Consider the following 18,022-nt stretch of genomic DNA (forward strand, 5'->3'; position numbering starts at 1 on the left):
AATAGCCCGGGCAGCAGCTCGCTGCCCGGTGAAGGTTTAATGCGATTCAGCGACCGCAGGATCTTTACGTTGGTAAATCAAAATAGGATCGGACTCACCGCGAATCACGGTATCATCAATCACTACCTTGCTGACATCTTCCATCGATGGCAGCTCGTACATGGTATCCAGCAGGACACCTTCGACGATGGAGCGCAAACCACGGGCACCGGTTTTCCGCTCCATGGCTTTTTGCGCAATGGCCTTTAACGCATCTTCACGGAACTCCAGCTCGACCCCTTCCATATCAAACAAAGAGGCAAACTGTTTGACCAGTGCATTCTTTGGCTGACTGAGGATTTGCACCAGCGCATCCGCATCCAGCTCGGTTAAGGTAGCAACCACTGGCAAACGACCAATGAACTCCGGGATCAGACCGTACTTCACCAAATCTTCCGGTTCAACATCTTTGAAGGTTTCGGTCAGACTGCGGCTGCTTTCTCTGCTTTTCACTTCAGCGCCAAAACCAATACCGGCGCCTTTGGCAGAGCGTTGCTCGATCACCTTATCCAGCCCGGCAAAAGCACCACCACAGATAAAGAGGATCTTGGAAGTATCTACCTGCAAGAACTCCTGCTGCGGATGCTTACGGCCACCTTGCGGAGGTACCGAAGCAATGGTGCCTTCAATCAGTTTTAACAAGGCCTGCTGCACACCTTCACCCGATACATCCCTGGTGATAGAAGGGTTATCGGACTTGCGGGAAATTTTATCAATTTCATCGATGTAGACGATGCCACGCTGGGCTTTTTCTACGTCGTAGTCGCATTTTTGCAGCAGCTTCTGAATGATGTTTTCCACATCTTCACCGACATAACCTGCTTCGGTTAAAGTGGTGGCGTCGGCCATGGTAAAAGGCACATCCAGCAAACGGGCCAGGGTTTCTGCCAGCAAGGTTTTACCGCTGCCAGTTGGGCCAATCAGCAGGATATTGCTTTTGCCCAGCTCAACATCCGGCTTGTTGCCTGCATTACGCAACCGCTTATAGTGATTGTACACAGCGACAGCCAGGACTTTTTTGGCATGCTCCTGACCAATCACATAGTCATCGAGGTGATGACGGATTTCATGCGGAGTAGGCAGTTTATCTGCTTCACGCTTGGGCGAGATATCCTTGATTTCTTCACGGATAATATCGTTGCATAAATCGACGCACTCATCACAGATATAAACCTGCGGGCCTGCGATCAGCTTGCGCACCTCGTGCTGTGACTTGCCACAAAAGGAGCAGTACAACAATTTACCGCCTTTGTCACCGTCAGTGCGGTTATCAGCCATGTAACTTCCTCTTTCACTTCCCCCGCAGTAACGTACTGGGGGCATTGCTACTTCATACCATAGCAAAAAAATGCCGTTATTTCGCGTCCCGTTGTGTCAAAATTGCATCAACCAGGCCATATTCTTTTGCCATCTCGGCGGTTAAGAAGTTATCGCGCTCAGTGTCATGGCAAATTTTCTCGTAGCTCTGGCCGGTATGCTCTGCCAGTAAACGATTCAATCGTTCCTTTATACTTAAGATCTCACGGGCGTGGATCTCAATATCGGTAGCTTGCCCCTGAAAACCGCCGAGCGGCTGGTGGATCATCACCCGGGCATTCGGCAGACAGAAACGTTTGCCCTTGGCACCACCGGATAACAGAAAAGCACCCATGCTGGCAGCCTGGCCCATACAGACAGTAGCTACATCCGGCTTGATAAACTGCATGGTATCGTAAATCGACATGCCGGCTGTGACGACACCACCTGGAGAGTTGATGTAAATGTAGATGTCTTTTTCCGGGTTCTCAGACTCTAAGAACAACAGCTGAGCGCAAATCAGATTGGCCATGTGATCTTCCACCGGACCGGTAAGGAAAATAACACGCTCTTTCAGCAAGCGGGAGTAGATATCAAAAGAGCGCTCACCTTTGGCGGTTTGTTCAATCACAATGGGAACTAAAGCGTTGATAAGATCCTGATGTGGCGTGTTTTGAAACGACATAGATAGCTTCCTGATGAGTGGCGGTTTACCGCCGGAAAATGAAATGGCCCGAACAAAATGTCCGAGCCATTAAAACTGCGTTACCAGCAGAAGTCAATCCTAGTTGACTTAGCCAGCTTAGTTGGCAGCCTGTTGTGGATTCATGATCTCATCAAACTTGGCAGGGGCATCGGTCACAGTGGCTTTGCTCAGTACCAGCTCGATGGCTTGATCTTCCAACGCAACGTTACGCATGCTTTGCAGCAGCTCCTGATTGCTGTTGTAGTACTGGACGACTTCCTGCGGGTCTTCGTAAGCAGACGCCACATCGGCAATCAGCTCCTGCACACGGCTGTCGTCTACTTTCAGCTCATTGGTCTTGATGATTTCACCCAACAACAAACCAACTTTCACGCGATCTTTGGCTTGCTCTTCAAACAAGGACGCTGGCAGCTCTGGCAATTGCTTCGGATCCAGGTTCTGACCAAAGCGTTGCATGGCTTGCTTACGCAGCACATCAACTTCACCGGCAATCAACGACTTAGGAACTTCTACTTCGTTGTTGGCTAACAGGCCTTTGATCACTTGATCTTTGACTTTGCCACGTACCGTTTGCTTTAACTCACGCTCCATGTTTTTACGCACTTCCGTTTTCAGTGCATCCACCGTAGCTTCGGTTAAACCAAACAAAGCAGCAAACTCGTCATTCAGCTCTGGCAATACCTGCTTTTCCACTTTCTTCACAGTCACTGCGAAGCTGGCAGCTTTGCCTTTTAAGTTTTCAGCATGGTAATCTTCCGGGAAAGTGACTTCCAGCGTGGTTTCTTCACCGGCTTTCTTGCCAATCAGGCCTTCTTCAAAGCCTGGGATCATGCGGCCCTGGCCAAGTTCCAGCGTAAAGTCAGAGGCTTTGCCGCCTTCAAATTCCTCACCATCAATGCTGCCAACAAAGTCCATAATGATACGGTCATTTTTAGCTGCTTTGCCTTTCTTCTCAGCCCAGGTCGCGTGCTGCTTGCGCAGGGTTTCCAGCATTTTGTCCAGATCGGCGTCATTGATTTCGACAACCGGCTTGCTAACTTCAATTTTGTCCAGTGCCTGCACTTCAACTTCAGGATAGACTTCAAAAGTGGCAGCGAACTGCAAATCTTTACCTGCTTCCAGTGCCTGTGGTGCGAAGGTTGGAGAACCAGCAGGGGTAATTTTCTGCTCAATAATGGCTTCGTAGAAGCTGCGCTGCATTTGCTCGGAAGCAACTTCCTGCAATACCGCTTGACCATAACGCTTTTGAATGATGGATACAGGCGCTTTGCCTGGACGGAAACCGTCGATGCGCTGACGCTTAGCCAGATCACGCAATCGGTTTTTAACTTCAGACTGAATGGCATCAGCCGGTACGGTAATGGTTAAACGGCGCTCTAAACCCTGAGTGGTTTCCACAGAAACTTGCATCTTGTTACCTCAAAATCAAATTCAGGCGCTTGATGTCACGCCGAAAAAATCGAGTCTGATTCTCGCCTGAGCCGCAGCTCAACAGACTTGTAGTTAAATAGGACGCGGCATTATAGCGAGCGTAAAACAGCAAGTCGAGCCCCCTGCTCCAGTTTCGTCATTTGCCCCTAAAATCAGTGCTTCCAGATAACAACAAGCCGCCCGTAGGCGGCTTGTTGTAACTGAGCTCAACCTGTTAACGGGTCTGGCCCTGGCCGGTGACCACAAAACGCTCTGTGGTCAGCGCTTCCAAGCCCATTGGGCCGTACGCATGCAGCTTGCTGGTCGAGATGCCGATTTCAGCACCAAGGCCAAGCTCGCCGCCATCGGAGAAACGGGATGAGGCATTGTGCATCACCACGGCCGCATCGACCTGATTGATAAAGGTATCGGCACTGGCCTGATCCTGAGTACAGATCACCTCGGTATGGTAGCTGCCAAACTGATCGATATGCGCCATGGCTGCATCCAAGTCATCCACCAGCCTGATGGCGATTTCCGGCGCCAGGTATTCCTGGCCAAAATCACCAGCGGCAATCGGCTCGGCGCCATCAAAGTAACCAATGCTGTACTCACAGGCATGCACTTTGACCTGATGAGCACGGAAGGCTTCAGCCACCATTGGCAAAAAGTCGGCAGCCTGATGCTTATTGACCAACAGGCATTCCAAGGCATTGCAGACGCCAGGACGCTGCACTTTGCCGTTTAACAGTAATTCCAACGCCATATTCAGATCGGCACTTTGATCCACATACAGGTGGCACACGCCTTTAAAATGCTGGATCACCGGTACCCGGCTGTTGTCGGTGACAAAGCGGATTAAGCCTTCACCACCGCGCGGGATCACCAGGTCAATAAACTGATCTTGCTGAATCAAGTCCAGCATCAGTTGCCGATCCGGATCCGGCACTATGGTGATCACCTCTTCGGGTAACGAATGCTCGGCCAGTGCCTGGTGCATGGCTTTGGCAATCGCCAGGCTGGTTTGAATAGCTTCACGACCACAGCGTAAAATCACCGCATTGCCGGATTTAAAACACAAGGCACCGGCATCGGCGGTGACATTGGGCCGTGCTTCGTAAATCATACAAATCACGCCCAGTGGAATACGGCGTTTTTCAATGCGGATGCCATTGGGACGCTCTTCAATAAAGCGTTTACTGCCCACCGGATCCGGCAAATGAATGATTTGCTCGATGGCCGCAGCCATTGCATCAATCCGCTCTGGGGTTAAGGTAAGGCGATCCAGCATGGCTGCACTGGTATTGTTGCTTTGGGCCGTTTCCAGCTCCGCCGCATTGGCCTTTAAAATCGCCGGGGTTGCAGAGCGGATGGCATTGGCCATGCTTTGCAACACGTAATTCTTCTGTTCCGTTGATAAATGCGCAACGGCTTTGGCTGCTTTGGCAGCCTGAGCGGCAAGACTCGCCGCACTGGTTCCCAAACTAAGGGTACTCATAATCTCTCCAATAATGTCATCTCATCACGGTGAATCACTTCGTAGGTGCTGCCCGGCAGGATATCCCCCAGGTGCTCTGCGATTTCACTGGTCTGCTGACCTTTGATGCTAAATAGCTCACGGGCACTGTAACGACTGACGCCTTTGGCAATGGATACTTTACCACTGCCGCAACGAACAATCACCGCATCGCCGGGTTCAAATTCCCCCTGCACATGCACAATGCCACTGCACAGCAGGGAAGCCCCCTGATGACACAATGCTTTCATGCAGCCATCATCCACCCAAATTTCGCCTTTGGCGCGCAGAGTATGGCGCACCCAATGTTTTTTACCGGACATCGGGTCTTTGTGGCCATGAAAAATAGTGCCCGGATTAAAGCCATCCAGCAAACGGGTAAAGGTATCCTGCTGGTGACCATCGACAATCAGGGTATCCACACCATGGGTGGTAGCCTTTTCGGCCGCCTGTACCTTGGTCCGCATGCCGCCTGTGCCAACGCTCGAGCTGGCCCCGCCGGCCAGGCTATAAATACGCTCATCAATGGTCCGTACTTCCGGGATCAGCTGGGCTGATGGATCCTTGTTGGGATCGGCGGTAAAAAGCCCGGTAATGTCCGAACAAATGATCAGCGCATCCGCATTGGCAACGGTGGCGACCATGGCAGCCAGGTTATCATTGTCTCCTACTTTGATTTCTTCAGTGGCAATGGTGTCGTTTTCATTGACGATCGGCAACACCTGATGATCCAATAAACGCCTGAAGGTATTACGCACATTGACATGACGCACCCGATCACTCAGATCACCATGGGTCAGCAATACCTGAGCACAAGGAAAATCAAAACAGTTGGACCAGAAATTCATCATCTGGTTTTGACCAACCGCGGCCATGGCCCGTTTTAAGGCAATGGGAACCCGGTGATGATTGAAATTAAAATGATGCCTGCCTGCAGCAACACTGCCTGATGAAACCAGGATCACCTCAATATCGCGGTCACGACATTGACGGATGAAATCAGCGATGGGGCCTAAATATTTTTCACTGCAACCGGCCTGGGGATCGGGGGCAATTAATGCACTACCGACTTTCAGCACTATCCTGCGCCAGGATGGGTTCAACATAGCTCCTCCGTTTTTGAAACCGTGGCTATGATAGCAAATTTTGTAACTCGGCACCACCGGCTTTCAGAAAGCAGCTAACTTATAGACACTATAACCTACAAAAATACCTATATTAAACATGAATTTACTCACGCAAAACTGATTAGCGCTTATTTTTTGGCCAAAACAGTAGTATTATCCCGCTTTATTATTCTGTAATAAAATTACAAAAACCGCAGCATCCCGACTGCGGTTCTAAAGGATAGCAGTGGTTGAACAATCTAAGGGAGTGCTCAGGCACTGCAATAAAGCAGCAGTTACAGCACCAGGCTGCGCTGCTCGGCCAGCCCCATCGAAAGCAACAACGGGTCCTGTTGCTGGCGGGCACTGAAATCGGCTTTGCTGCCAAGCCCCTGCCAGTTCAGCCGGATCAGGCTTTGTGCCACCGCGCCCCCTAAGCTGCTGCCCGGCCCAAGCAGAATAAGTGCATCAGGAGCAAACTCCTTAACCGCGACTTCAATCGCCAGGCCAAAATCGTAACAGCCCTGCACCTGGCGATCCAGGGTGTAGCGTTTGAGCGCTGCGGCCTCGGTGCTATAAGGCTGCCAGATGTGGCCACAACCGTCGATTAACGGCAGCCTGGGCCGGTCAAAAGCGCTCTCAGGGATCGCGGCCATGGCTTTGCTAGCGGCCTCTGCCATCAATGGTGAGTGGAAGGCGGCATGGCCAGGTAACAGCAGCGGGAAACGCTCATCGACTTTGGGTAACCGGCTGAGCACAGCTTGCATTGCTGTTTCACTGCCTGCCAGCACCGCATAGCCGCCAAAGCGAATCGATTCGAACAGCTCACCGGCATAGTCGGCCAGCAGCGCCTTGACCAGCGCAATTTTTTCCGCGTCGGGTTGCCAATCGCTGTTGACCAGTGGGTAAATGCACTGACCTCCTGCTGCGCCAGCGGTGAGTGTAGCCATCTGGCAGACATACTGCATCGCGGCCGCCGGGTGCCAGACACCGGCGCAGCCAAGGGCCGTGTACCAGCCCATCGAATTGCCGGTAATAGCCACCACCTCGTACTCTGCCGGATTGATGCTCTGATAATCCAACAGACCGGCACTGAAAATAAGGCCGGCAGCGTTTTCTGCCTGTTGATGCAGCCGGCTGGCATAATGCGCCGCACCATCCAGCTCAGCAATGCTAGCCAGACTAAGCTCAGCCCGCACTTTATCGAGCTCAGCAAGCACAGCGGCTTTATCGCCATGCCAGCGGCCAATGCTGCCAAGCTCCGGTTTGTTGTAACTGCCCCGCCCCGGGCATACCACCACAGCGGTTTTTTTCATGCTCTGCGCTCCTGTGGTTCTGTGTTTGCCCCTGAACCCAGCATGCGCTGGATGCTGGCGATGATCTGCTCTTTCGATGGCAGCACCTGATAGGCAGCAGCCCCAAGCGGAATAAAGCTGTCTTCGCCCGTGATCCGTTCCATCTGAAACTGTCCGGGTTTGGCTTCATGCAGCAAGGTCATCAGCTCTTCACTGACTGAGCCGCGGCGACGGCACTCATCAACCATCAACAACTTGCTGCAAGGCCCGATGGCGCTGAGGATGGCATCCAGCTGCAATGGGATCAGGCAGCGAAGATCCAACAGCCGCAGTGCATAGCCTTTGGCTCGCAAATCCAACTCGGCCTGGCGTGACAGATAATAGCCATTGCCGTAGCTCAGAATGCAGAGCTCCTTGCCATCACCAAACACCGCAGGCTCGCCTAAAGCGGGCAGTGGCGTATCCGGGCTTGGGTAATCACGCAGCCAGAGGCCATCGCCCGGCTGCAGCAGATCCCGCGTCATATAAAGTGCTATCGGCTCCAAAAAAACCACCAGCCGCTTTTGCTCGTGTGCCAGCCGCACCGCCTGGCGCAGCAGCAAAGCCGCATCTTCGCCATGGGACGGGCACAGTAGAATAAGACCAGGAATATCCCGGAACACCGCAAAGGAGTTGTCGTTATGAAAATGACCGCCAAAACCTTTCTGGTAAGCCAGGCCGGCAATACGGATCACCATGCCATTGTGGTACTGGCCATTGGAGAAAAACGGCAGAGTGGCCGCCTCACCCCGAATTTGATCCTCGGCATTGTGCACATAAGCCAGAAACTGAATTTCCGGCATGGCGACAAAGCCCTGCTGCGCCAGCCCTATTGCCAGCCCCAGGATGCTTTGCTCATCCAGCAAGGTGTTGATCACCCGATTGTAGCCAAAGGCATGCACCAAATGCTGAGTCACGTTGTACACCCCACCCTTTTTGGCAATGTCTTCACCACAGAGCACTATCTCAGGGTATTGCGCCATCAGATCGTGCAGCGCCCAGTTCAGCAGCTTGGCCAGATGCTGCGGTTTGCCTTGATTGTGTTTATCAAACGCAAATAAATCCTGGCGCAGAGCCGCATCCGGTAGCGCTGGCAATGGCTGTGCTGGCCGATCTGGTGCGATGGACGCCATCACCGCTGCGGCTGAGTTCAGTTTTGGCCGGCTGCTGGCCTGTTCGGCAATGCGCTCAATGCGCTGATCCAGCGCCTGCACCCAGTCGCTTAGCTCAGTCGGGTTCATCCAGCCCTGCTCGAGGATCTGTGCCGTGCTAAACAGCAAAGGATCCAGCTCCAGCTCATCGGCAATCCGTTCTTTTTTGCGATAGGCCACTTCCGCATCGGAGCCGGCGTGGCCAAACAGTCGTACTGTGGCCAAATGCAGTACGGCTGGTTTGCGGTAGCGCCGCACATAAATGGCGGCTTGCTGCGCCACCTGATAGGTGCCGGCAAGATCGCGGCCATCGGCATGAAAATACGTCAGACCTGGTCGGTTGTTCAGGTTTTGCTGCACCCAACCGGTGGGACTTGGGGTGGAAATACCCAGCCCATTATCTTCGCAAACAAAAAGCACCGGCACCGGCACCTGCTGAAAAGCAGCCCAACAAGCGGCATTCAAAGCCCCTTGGGTGGTGGAGTGATTGAGCGAGGCATCGCCAAAGCTGCAGTAAGCAATGCTGTCATGCGGCCAGCTGCCCTGGTGCTGCAAGCGCTTGGAAAGCGCAATGGCAAACGCCGTCCCAACGGCTTTGGGCAAGTGCGACGCTATGGTGCTGGTTTGGGGCGGTATATTTAGCGCCAGGCTGCCAAGTACCTTGTGGCGGCCACCGGAAATAGGATCCTCGGCCGAGGCGGCGAATGACAGCAGCATATCGTACAGCGGTGTCTGGCCTTCCACCTGCTTGCTGCGCTGTATAAAAAAGGCACCGCTGCGGTAATGCAGAAAAGCCGGATCGGTCGGGCGAAGTGCTGCGGCAACGGCGGCATTGGCTTCATGGCCGCTGCTGCCGATGGTGTAAAAACTCTGCCCCTTGGCTTGCATCAGCCGCGAGCGTAAATCCAGCAAGCGGCTTTGCAGCTGGCTTTCAAACAACTGAAACAACAAGGCTGGGGCTAAATCACCCCGACTGGCAGCAACTTCGGGTAACTGCTGCTGCTCGATACGCTGCAAATAGGCCTGCAGCCAGGGATGCTGTGAACTGGCCATCGGAACTCCTGTTGGATCGTATTGGGGCCTAAGCCCCAAGGGACTGTTAACCGAAAGCCTGTAAACCAGTTTGGGCACGGCCTAAGATCAAGGCATGCACATCATGGGTGCCTTCGTAGGTATTGACTGCCTCCAGGTTCATTACATGGCGGATCACATGGTATTCATCGGCGATGCCGTTGCCACCGTGCATGTCGCGGGCCTGACGGGCGATGTCCAGCGCCTTGCCACAGGAGTTGCGTTTAATCAGTGAAATGGTCTCCGGTGCCAGGGTACCGGCATCCATCAGGCGCCCAGCCTGCAAACAACCCAGCAGCCCCAAGCTGATGTCGGTTTGCATATCGGCCAGTTTTTTCTGCACCAGTTGAGTGGCTGCCAGTGGCCGGTTGAATTGGGTACGATCCAGGGTGTACTGACGGGCTGCATGCCAGCAGAATTCGGCGGCGCCTAGCGCGCCCCAGGCAATGCCATAACGGGCTTTGTTCAAGCAACCAAAGGGGCCTTTCAAACCACTGACATTAGGCAATAATGCCTCTTCGGTGACTTCCACCTGATCCATCACGATTTCGCCAGTGATGGAAGCACGCAGCGAAAACTTGCCTTCAATTTTCGGTGCGCTCAGGCCCTTTAAACCTTTATCGAGCACAAAGCCACGGATTTCACCGTCCAGTTTGGCCCAGACCACAAACACATCGGCAATTGGCGAGTTGGTGATCCACATCTTGCTGCCGTTTAGCAGATAGCCGCCATCAATTTTCTTAGCCGTGGTCCGCATGCTGGCCGGATCAGAGCCTGCATCCGGCTCGGTCAAACCAAAGCAACCTACCCATTCACCGGTGGCTAGTTTCGGCAGGTACTTTTGACGCTGGGCTTCGGTGCCATAGGCATGAATGGGGTGCATCACCAGGGAGGATTGCACACTCATGGCACTGCGGTAGCCACTGTCGACCCGCTCTACTTCACGGGCAACCAGCCCATAACAGACATGGTTTACGCCAGCGCAGCCATATTCTTCCGGTAAGGTAGCCCCCAGCAGGCCGAGCTCGCCCAATTCCGTCATAATGGCGCGATCGAAGTGTTCGTTACGGTTAGCCAGCAAAATGCGCGGCATCAACCGCTCCTGGCAATACTGATGGGCGCTGTCGCGGATCATCCGCTCTTCTTCGCTCAGCATGTCGGATAAATGGAACGGGTCTTGCCAGTTGAATGGGGCTCTGCTCATGGTGTGTTTTCCTTAAAAAACAGATCGGTTACTAGCCAGATTAGCCAGCCTTGGTGTAAAGTTAAAATATATTATTTTGGTATCTGGTATAGATTTAAACTATGGATATACGCCATCTGAAGTATTTTGTCGCGGTGTACGAACAAGGCAGTGTCAGCGCCGCTTCGCGCCAGTGCTTTGTAGCCCAGCCTTCGCTTTCGGCCGCCATTCGCCAGTTGGAGCAGCAACTGAATGTCACTTTGTTTCTGCGCCAGCCCAAAGGGGTTACCCCGACCGAGGATGGCGAGCGGCTCTATGGCCATGCCTGCCGGTTGCTGGGGCAGTTTCAGGCGCTGCAGCGCTCTTTTACCGAACCGGTCGATAAAATTCGTTTTCGGCTTGGCTTAATTCGAGCGCTGGGCGTTGAGCGAATGAGTGACTTATTACGACAGTTCAGCCTGCAATTACCCGGCCTGGAGTTGCAGCTGGTGGAGCCGGATGATCCTTGTGATGCCCGCATTATCAGCCCGGAACTGTTAAAAAGTGGCGAACAATTTCAGCCGATGTACCATGACCACTTTCAGCTGGCCTTGCCAGCCGGCCACCCGTTAGCGCTTAAACAACAGATCCATTTGCAGGATTTCTCCGGGCTGGCCCTGATTAAACGTACCCCTTGTGAAGCCTGGCAAAAGTTGTATCCAGAGTTGGTGCGTCAAGGCATCAAACCGGATATCCGGGCCGATATTCATACCATTGAGTATGCGCTTGGTTTGGTATCCGCTGGAGTGGCTTGTGCTTTGGTGCCGGATTTTGAGCAATTGCAACAACGCCAGGATCTGGTACTGCGCCCTATTGCCATAACAGGGCTGGAACGGCGGATAGGTTTGGCCTACAGCCCAGTGCAAGCCAGTGGTTTGGCACTGGAGACCTTATTACGGCTTTGTCAAAAGCTGGCTGTTCCCTAGCTAACCAAACGCTGAGTCCGGATCAGGCCAGGCTGGACGGACTTTTTCCGGAAACCTGACACGCCCGGACGGCGTGTCAAGAGCGCCCAGGGATGGGTTCACAGCGTGTTCCGGAAAAAGATCCGCCAGCCTGGCCGTGCTACGAAGAACATAGCAAGCAAGAATAACTAATAATTTGAATGATAGAAAAAGAGAGGAGAAATGGTCGGTGATGCAGGATTTGAACCTGCGACCCCTTGGACCCAAACCAAGTGCGCTACCAAGCTGCGCCAATCACCGACATTTCGAACGAGTTGGGGTGGATGATGGGGCTCGAACCCACGACAACCGGAATCACAATCCGGGGCTCTACCAACTGAGCTACAACCACCACAATGTAAACTTGCCTTGCACCCAAATGGCGCGCCCGATAGGATTCGAACCTATGACCCACGGCTTAGAAGGCCGTTGCTCTATCCAACTGAGCTACGGGCGCACATGTCAAACGCCTACGCGGGAGAGATAGTGGTCGGTGATGCAGGATTTGAACCTGCGACCCCTTGGACCCAAACCAAGTGCGCTACCAAGCTGCGCCAATCACCGACTGTGCTGCATCGCTGCAACGGGGCGGAATATTAACGCCCGGACAAGGTATCGTCAAACCTTTTTTTTGTCCAGACAATCAATTGCTGCTTATTTATACCAGGCGGGCGACAAAAGCAAAATTAACCACAAAACATTACGCCAACACCATTCGGTTGGATCAACCGCAAGTCTCTGGTCATCCGCCGGTGGGTATGAGAAAATAACAGCATTCACTTATGCTGAGAAAAGTTATGACCGCCCAGTTGATCGATGGTAAAGCCGTCGCCCAGTCGATAAAAGCCAAAGTCGCCGCCAAAGTACAAAGCAGAATTCAGCAAGGCAAACGCGCTCCCGGCCTTGCCGTGGTGCTGGTAGGCCAGGATCCGGCATCCCAGGTGTATGTTGGCAGCAAACGCAAAAGCTGTGACGAAGTTGGTTTTCGCTCCTTTTCTTACGATTTACCCGCTGACAGCTCCGAGCAACAACTGCTGGATTTAGTTGATCAACTGAACCAGGATCCAGAGGTGGATGGCATCTTAGTACAATTACCGCTACCAGCCGGACTGGATGCATCGCTGATTTTAGAGCGCATTCATCCGCACAAAGATGTCGATGGCTTTCATCCCTACAATATCGGCCGGTTGGCCCAGCGGATGCCGGCACTGCGCCCCTGTACCCCCAAAGGCATTATTGCGCTGCTGGAAAGCACCGGTCAGAACATTAAAGGCTTGCATGCAGTCGTAGTAGGTGCTTCCAATATCGTTGGCCGGCCAATGGGATTGGAGCTACTGCTGGCAGGATGCACCACCACCATTTGCCATCGTTTTACCCGCGATCTGGAATACCATGTGCGCCAGGCTGAGCTTTTAGTGGTTGCCGTGGGCAAGCCCGACTTTATTCCGGGTGACTGGATAAAACCCGGTGCCCTGGTGATTGATGTTGGCATCAACCGGCTGCCATCAGGCAAGCTGGTAGGCGATGTTGGCTTTGCTACAGCCGCCGAGCGTGCTGCCTTTATCACCCCGGTACCGGGTGGTGTTGGTCCTATGACCGTCGCCTGTCTGATTGAAAACACGCTGGAAGCCTGCGAGCGCTATCACGACCAGCCTTAATCTAAGTACAAAAAAACGCAGCAACTTGCTGCGTTTTTTCAGAAAAGCCTTTGCTTTACTTTAATGCAGCCGGCTAAAACGCTGCACCAAATCTTTTAAATCATGCGCTGTACCTTGCAAGCGGGACACACTGTCGGCTGCATGCTGGCCTTTGCCGGTGCTGTCCTGTGCCAGTTCTGAGATACTCACCACCTGACGGTTAATATCATCGGCCACATGCGCCTGCTGCTCGACGGCAGTCGCCATTTGCATTGCCATAGCAGCAATGCTGTTAATGGCCTGACTGATGCCATCCAGCATTTTTTCTGCATCGGCTACCATAGCGACACCTTTGTCGGCATCGCCCTTACCTGCTTCGGCAACATGCACAGCCGCTTCGGCTTTACGGGTTAGCTCGGTGATAATGCCATGAATGTCTTTGGTGGACTCAGTCGTGCGTGCCGCCAGTTGCCGCACTTCATCAGCAACTACCGCAAAACCACGGCCCTGCTCACCGGCCCGGGCCGCTTCAATGGCCGCATTCAAAGCCAGCAAATTGGTTTGATCGGCAATTTGCTCAATAATTTGCGCGGCTTTAGCAATACTGCCAGTTTGTGCCGCCAGCTCCTGCACCGAATTGCTGATCTGATTGACCGACTGCTGCAGATGCACGATGGCACCACGGGTATCACCGGCAATTTGCAAGCCGGATTGTGCCAACTTGTCGGCATCATCGGCTTGCGAAGCTGTTTCCTGTACATGCACCGACACTTCGGCAATGGTGGTGGTCATTTCATTCATCGCCGTTGCCACCTGTTCGGTCTCTTGTTGTTGCCGGCCAATCTGGGCAATGGCTTGCTCAGACGTCACCTTGGCATCGGTAGAAAAACCAGACACCCGTTCAGCAGCATCTTCAATGCGCGTCAGTACGGTAGTCAAGTGCGCCTGCTCTGCCAAAATAGCAACCTCAAAAGATGCTTCTACCCCTTTGGCGTCGGTGTAAGACAACATGGCCAAAGGGTCCCGAAAAGCTTGGGGCAAAAGAGCGTCGAGCCGGCCAAGCCGGGCAGCACACTGCCACTGGGATAGCGCATACACCAACAAAGTTGTTGCAGCCAAAGAGACGGCGGCAGCCCCCACCCCAACCAATTGCCACAAGCCAAAAGCCAGCAGCAGCGCTGTCGCCGGTACCCAGCTCACTTGCAGCCAACGCTTTGCTTTTGCCAGCCAGGTATCAGTTGACTGACCTGTGCGAATACGTTCGTACAAAGCCTCTGCCCGCGCTACATCGTCACGCTTAGGGCAAACACGCACCGACTCATAGCCGATAACTTTGCCATTCTGATGCACCGGCGTCACATAGGCATTTACCCAGTAGTAGTCGCCATTCTTACACCGGTTTTTAACCAATCCCATCCAGGGCTTGCCTTGCTTTAAATACGACCACATGGCCTGGTATGCCCCTGTCGGCATATCCGGATGACGTACAATGTTGTGCGGCTGGCCAATCAGCTCTTCACGGCTGAAGCCACTGATTTCAACAAAGGCATCGTTGCAGTATTGAATCACCCCTTTGGTATCTGTGGCTGAAATCAGCTTTTGTTCTTTAGGAAATGTCCGCTCTCGCTGTGTCACTGGCTGGTTATTGCGCATACGCCTACCTTAAAATTAGCTTTAACTTTCTTCGCCGGATCAACAGTATACCACCTTTTAGGTAGTTTGCTCTGACAGGCTTACAGGCTCCATTAAGCCTAGCTGAAATAAAACAGGCCACCAGTTTTGCTGGTGGCCTGAATCCAAGGGGCTAAGTTCTTAAAGATTAGCTACGACGCCAACTGGTAACACCATTTTTATCTTCCAGAATAATCCCCATAGCGCTGAGTTGATCACGGGCCGCATCCGCGGCAGCCCAGTTTTTCTCCGCACGGGCATTATTCCGTTTGGTGATCAGAGCTTCGATATCGGCCACATCATCCTGTTGCTGAGCACCCGCTGTGCCACCCTGCAAGAATGCACCGGCATCGCCTTGTAAAATGCCCAGCACGCCGCCCAGCATATGCAGCAGACTTGCAAGTTGGCGTGCTTTTTCTACATCAGTGTCTTTGCAGCGATTGGCTTCACGCGCCAGCTCAAACAGTACCGGCAAGGCTTCCGGCGTATTAAAGTCATCATCCATCGCTTGCTGAAAGCGATCGACATACTGCAAGCTTTCGTCATCACTCAGCTCGACTTCTTCTGCTGGCGGCAAATCACGCAGTACCGTGTACAAACGGCTGAGTGCTGCATGCGCCTGTTCGAGGTTTTCGGTACTGTAATTCAGCTGGCTGCGGTAGTGGCTTGAGAGCAAGAAATAACGTACCGACTCAGCATTGTATTTCGCCAAGACTTCACGCACCGTGAAGAAGTTGCCGAGCGACTTGGACATTTTTTCTTTATCCACCTGCACCATGCCGGTGTGGATCCAGGTATTGGCGTATTTGCTGTCATGAGCACAGGTAGACTGGGCAATCTCATTTTCGTGGTGCGGGAACTGCAAATCCGAGCCACCGCCATGAATATCAAAATGCGATCCCAGGTGGCAGGCACTCATGGCTGAACATTCAATGTGCCAGCCTGGTCTACCTTTGCCCCAGGGAGACTCCCAGCTGGGCTCGCCCGGCTTAGCTGATTTCCATAACACAAAATCCAGCGGGTCATCTTTGTTGTCATTGACATCCACCCGGGCACCGGCCTGCAGCATCTCCAGGTTCTGTTGACTCAACTTACCATAAGCATCGTACTTGCTAACATCAAACAGCACATCGCCATCTTTGCTGACATAGGCATAACCTTTGTCTTGCAGTGTCTGAATAAGCTCAATAATCGGCTGCATATGGCCGGTAACGGTTGGCTCAATATCCGCAGGCAATAAACCAAGTGCTTCGAAGTCTTCGTGCATGGCCTTGGTAAAGCGCGCGGTAAGTGCATCGCAACTTTCATTGTTTTCTGCTGCCCGCTTGATGATTTTATCATCCACATCGGTGATATTGCGCACATAGGTGACATCGTAGCCGGAAAAACGCAAATAGCGATTGATCACATCAAAAGCCACGTAGGTGCGGGCATGGCCAATATGACAGTAGTCGTAGATCGTGATACCACACACATAAAGACCCACTTTACCTTCGACCAGTGGTTGAAAGGTCTCTTTTTGTCGGGTAAGGGTATTGAAGATCTGCACTCGTGACTCCTGCCTGCTCTTTGAACGAAAGCGCTAGTTTAGCACCGCACCGCCCTTTCGCGCTATGTCGCAACAGGCAAAAAAAGGCTACAATGGCTTTTTTTCTTAGAAGGAAAATCCCATGGTTCAATTGCATACCAATTTTGGCGTCATTACGCTGGAACTCTTCGCCGACAAAGCACCTGCCACGGTCGAGAACTTTTTAAGCTACGTGAAAGACGGCTTTTTTGATGGCACCATTTTTCACCGGGTGATCCCGGGCTTTATGATCCAGGGTGGTGGCTTTACCAGCGATATGCAGCAAAAGCCCACCAAAGCAGCCATTAAAAACGAAGCCAACAACCAGGTAGCCAATACTCTTGGCACCATTGCCATGGCCCGTACTTCGGATCCACACTCAGCCACCTGCCAGTTTTTTATCAATGTGGCAGATAACGACTTCCTGAACTTCCGGGCAGAAAACAGCCAGGGCTGGGGCTACTGTGTATTTGGCAAAGTCAGTGCTGGCATGGATGTAGTGGAGAAAATCACGGCGGTACAAACTGGTCGCCATGGCCCTCACGCCGATGTTCCTACCGAGCCGGTGGTGATTGAGCGCGCTGAGCTGAATGGCTAAGCCGCACACACTGTTTATAGCCGATCTGCATTTAAGCGCTGAGCGAGCCGATATCACCAGCGCTTTCCTGCAGTTTCTTCAGCAAGATGCCGTACAGGCGGATGCGCTCTATATTTTAGGCGATTTGTTTGAAGTCTGGATTGGCGATGATAACCCGGAACCACTGCTCAGCGAGGTTGCCAGCCAGCTAAAGCAATTAAGCCAGCAGATACCGGTGTACTTTATTCACGGTAATCGTGACTTTTTGCTACGTGAGCGCTACGCGGAAAGTGCCGGCATGCAGTTATTACCGGCGCACAAGGTCGTTGAGCTGTACGGTACCCCTACCCTGATTATGCATGGTGATAGCCTCTGTACCTTGGATCTCGACTACCAAAAGTTTCGCCGCTGGTGGGATCAGCGCTGGTGGCAAAACCTGATGTTATCCATGCCGCTCTGGTATCGCCAACACCTGGCCAAAAAAGCCCGCCGTAAAAGTGCAGCGTATAAAGCAACGTTATCCGGTGCCGCCCATCAGATTATGGATGTGACCCCGGAAGAAGTGGTGCGGGTGATGGAAGAAGCTGGAGTGCGCCATCTGATCCATGGCCACACCCACCGACCCAAAGTACACCAGGTCCCCCTGGCGCAAGGGCCTGGCCAGCGCTATGTGCTGGGTGATTGGTACCAGCAAGCCAGCTATTTGAAAGTCAGTGCCGACGACTGGCAGCTGTTCTTTCAGGATCTGTAAGGCACGAGCTGTAAGATCCTGCAT

General features: G+C 52.9%; 14 protein-coding genes and 4 tRNA genes. 4 read left to right on the forward strand and 14 right to left on the reverse strand.

Translation table 11 applies throughout. The features are described 5' to 3' along the window. Positions 1-36: 36 nt before the first annotated feature. From clpX to ABC502_RS01895, 8 genes are all read right to left on the reverse strand, one after another. Positions 37-1,317, reverse strand: coding sequence for an ATP-dependent protease ATP-binding subunit ClpX (gene clpX, locus ABC502_RS01860; protein ID WP_330087854.1), 1,281 nt, complete (start codon positions 1,315-1,317; stop codon positions 37-39). 76 nt (positions 1,318-1,393) lie between these two features. Then, positions 1,394-2,020 carry an ATP-dependent Clp endopeptidase proteolytic subunit ClpP gene (gene clpP / locus ABC502_RS01865; protein ID WP_330087855.1) on the reverse strand — a complete coding sequence of 209 codons (627 nt, stop codon included), beginning with the start codon at positions 2,018-2,020 and terminating at the stop codon, positions 1,394-1,396. A gap of 117 nt (positions 2,021-2,137) precedes the next feature. Next, a complete protein-coding gene (gene tig / locus ABC502_RS01870) occupies positions 2,138-3,451 on the reverse strand; it encodes a trigger factor (protein ID WP_345914722.1) in 1,314 nt (437 codons plus the stop codon). A gap of 235 nt (positions 3,452-3,686) precedes the next feature. Continuing rightward, the gene (locus ABC502_RS01875; RefSeq protein WP_345914723.1) at positions 3,687-4,949 is read right to left on the reverse strand and encodes a glutamate-5-semialdehyde dehydrogenase; all 1,263 of its coding nucleotides are present in this window, start codon (positions 4,947-4,949) and stop codon (positions 3,687-3,689) included. Then, the gene (gene proB / locus ABC502_RS01880) at positions 4,946-6,073 is read right to left on the reverse strand and encodes a glutamate 5-kinase (protein ID WP_345914724.1); all 1,128 of its coding nucleotides are present in this window, start codon (positions 6,071-6,073) and stop codon (positions 4,946-4,948) included. Before proB ends, ABC502_RS01875 begins: the two co-directional genes overlap by 4 nt. Before the next feature lie 296 nt (positions 6,074-6,369). After that, on the reverse strand, positions 6,370-7,389 hold the full coding sequence (locus ABC502_RS01885; protein ID WP_345914725.1) for a malonyl CoA-ACP transacylase: 1,020 nt from the start codon (positions 7,387-7,389) through the stop codon (positions 6,370-6,372). Next, positions 7,386-9,611, reverse strand: coding sequence for a thiamine pyrophosphate-dependent enzyme (locus ABC502_RS01890; RefSeq protein ID WP_345914726.1), 2,226 nt, complete (start codon positions 9,609-9,611; stop codon positions 7,386-7,388). Before ABC502_RS01890 ends, ABC502_RS01885 begins: the two co-directional genes overlap by 4 nt. A gap of 46 nt (positions 9,612-9,657) precedes the next feature. Then, on the reverse strand, positions 9,658-10,833 hold the full coding sequence (locus tag ABC502_RS01895) for an acyl-CoA dehydrogenase (protein ID WP_345914727.1): 1,176 nt from the start codon (positions 10,831-10,833) through the stop codon (positions 9,658-9,660). 101 nt (positions 10,834-10,934) lie between these two features. On the opposite strand from ABC502_RS01895, the gene ABC502_RS01900 reads away from it, so the two are divergent. Then, positions 10,935-11,777 carry a LysR family transcriptional regulator gene (locus tag ABC502_RS01900; protein ID WP_345914728.1) on the forward strand — a complete coding sequence of 281 codons (843 nt, stop codon included), beginning with the start codon at positions 10,935-10,937 and terminating at the stop codon, positions 11,775-11,777. Between the two features lie 202 nt (positions 11,778-11,979). Here ABC502_RS01900 and ABC502_RS01905 read toward each other — a convergent pair. The 4 genes from ABC502_RS01905 to ABC502_RS01920 all read right to left on the reverse strand — a co-directional run bounded on the left by ABC502_RS01905 (position 11,980) and on the right by ABC502_RS01920 (position 12,359). Beyond that, positions 11,980-12,056, reverse strand: a tRNA-Pro gene (locus tag ABC502_RS01905). 15 nt (positions 12,057-12,071) lie between these two features. Continuing rightward, positions 12,072-12,147, reverse strand: a tRNA-His gene (locus tag ABC502_RS01910). A gap of 28 nt (positions 12,148-12,175) precedes the next feature. Continuing rightward, a tRNA-Arg gene (locus tag ABC502_RS01915) sits at positions 12,176-12,252 on the reverse strand. A 30-nt stretch (positions 12,253-12,282) separates the two neighbouring features. Then, positions 12,283-12,359 (reverse strand) — tRNA-Pro (locus ABC502_RS01920). A 233-nt stretch (positions 12,360-12,592) separates the two neighbouring features. Here ABC502_RS01920 and folD point away from each other — a divergent pair. Beyond that, positions 12,593-13,453 carry a bifunctional methylenetetrahydrofolate dehydrogenase/methenyltetrahydrofolate cyclohydrolase FolD gene (gene folD, locus ABC502_RS01925; RefSeq protein WP_345915126.1) on the forward strand — a complete coding sequence of 287 codons (861 nt, stop codon included), beginning with the start codon at positions 12,593-12,595 and terminating at the stop codon, positions 13,451-13,453. A 60-nt stretch (positions 13,454-13,513) separates the two neighbouring features. Here folD and ABC502_RS01930 read toward each other — a convergent pair whose 3' ends face one another. Further along, positions 13,514-15,085 (reverse strand): PAS domain-containing methyl-accepting chemotaxis protein, encoded by a 1,572-nt coding sequence (locus ABC502_RS01930; protein WP_330087865.1) that lies wholly within the window; start codon positions 15,083-15,085, stop codon positions 13,514-13,516. A 166-nt stretch (positions 15,086-15,251) separates the two neighbouring features. Next, positions 15,252-16,652: a cysteine--tRNA ligase gene (gene cysS, locus ABC502_RS01935; RefSeq protein ID WP_330087866.1), complete on the reverse strand. Its 1,401-nt coding sequence runs from the start codon at positions 16,650-16,652 to the stop codon at positions 15,252-15,254. A 121-nt stretch (positions 16,653-16,773) separates the two neighbouring features. Here cysS and ABC502_RS01940 point away from each other — a divergent pair, with 121 nt between their 5' ends. Both ABC502_RS01940 and ABC502_RS01945 read left to right on the forward strand, forming a co-directional pair. Continuing rightward, positions 16,774-17,268, forward strand: coding sequence for a peptidylprolyl isomerase (locus ABC502_RS01940; RefSeq protein ID WP_330087867.1), 495 nt, complete (start codon positions 16,774-16,776; stop codon positions 17,266-17,268). Beyond that, complete coding sequence (locus ABC502_RS01945) at positions 17,261-17,998, forward strand: UDP-2,3-diacylglucosamine diphosphatase (protein ID WP_330087868.1); 738 nt, start codon at positions 17,261-17,263, stop codon at positions 17,996-17,998. Before ABC502_RS01940 ends, ABC502_RS01945 begins: the two co-directional genes overlap by 8 nt. Positions 17,999-18,022: the final 24 nt, after the last annotated feature.

It is taken from the genome of Alkalimonas sp. NCh-2 (genome assembly GCF_039631345.1).
Lineage (GTDB): Bacteria > Pseudomonadota > Gammaproteobacteria > Enterobacterales > Alteromonadaceae > Alkalimonas > Alkalimonas mucilaginosa.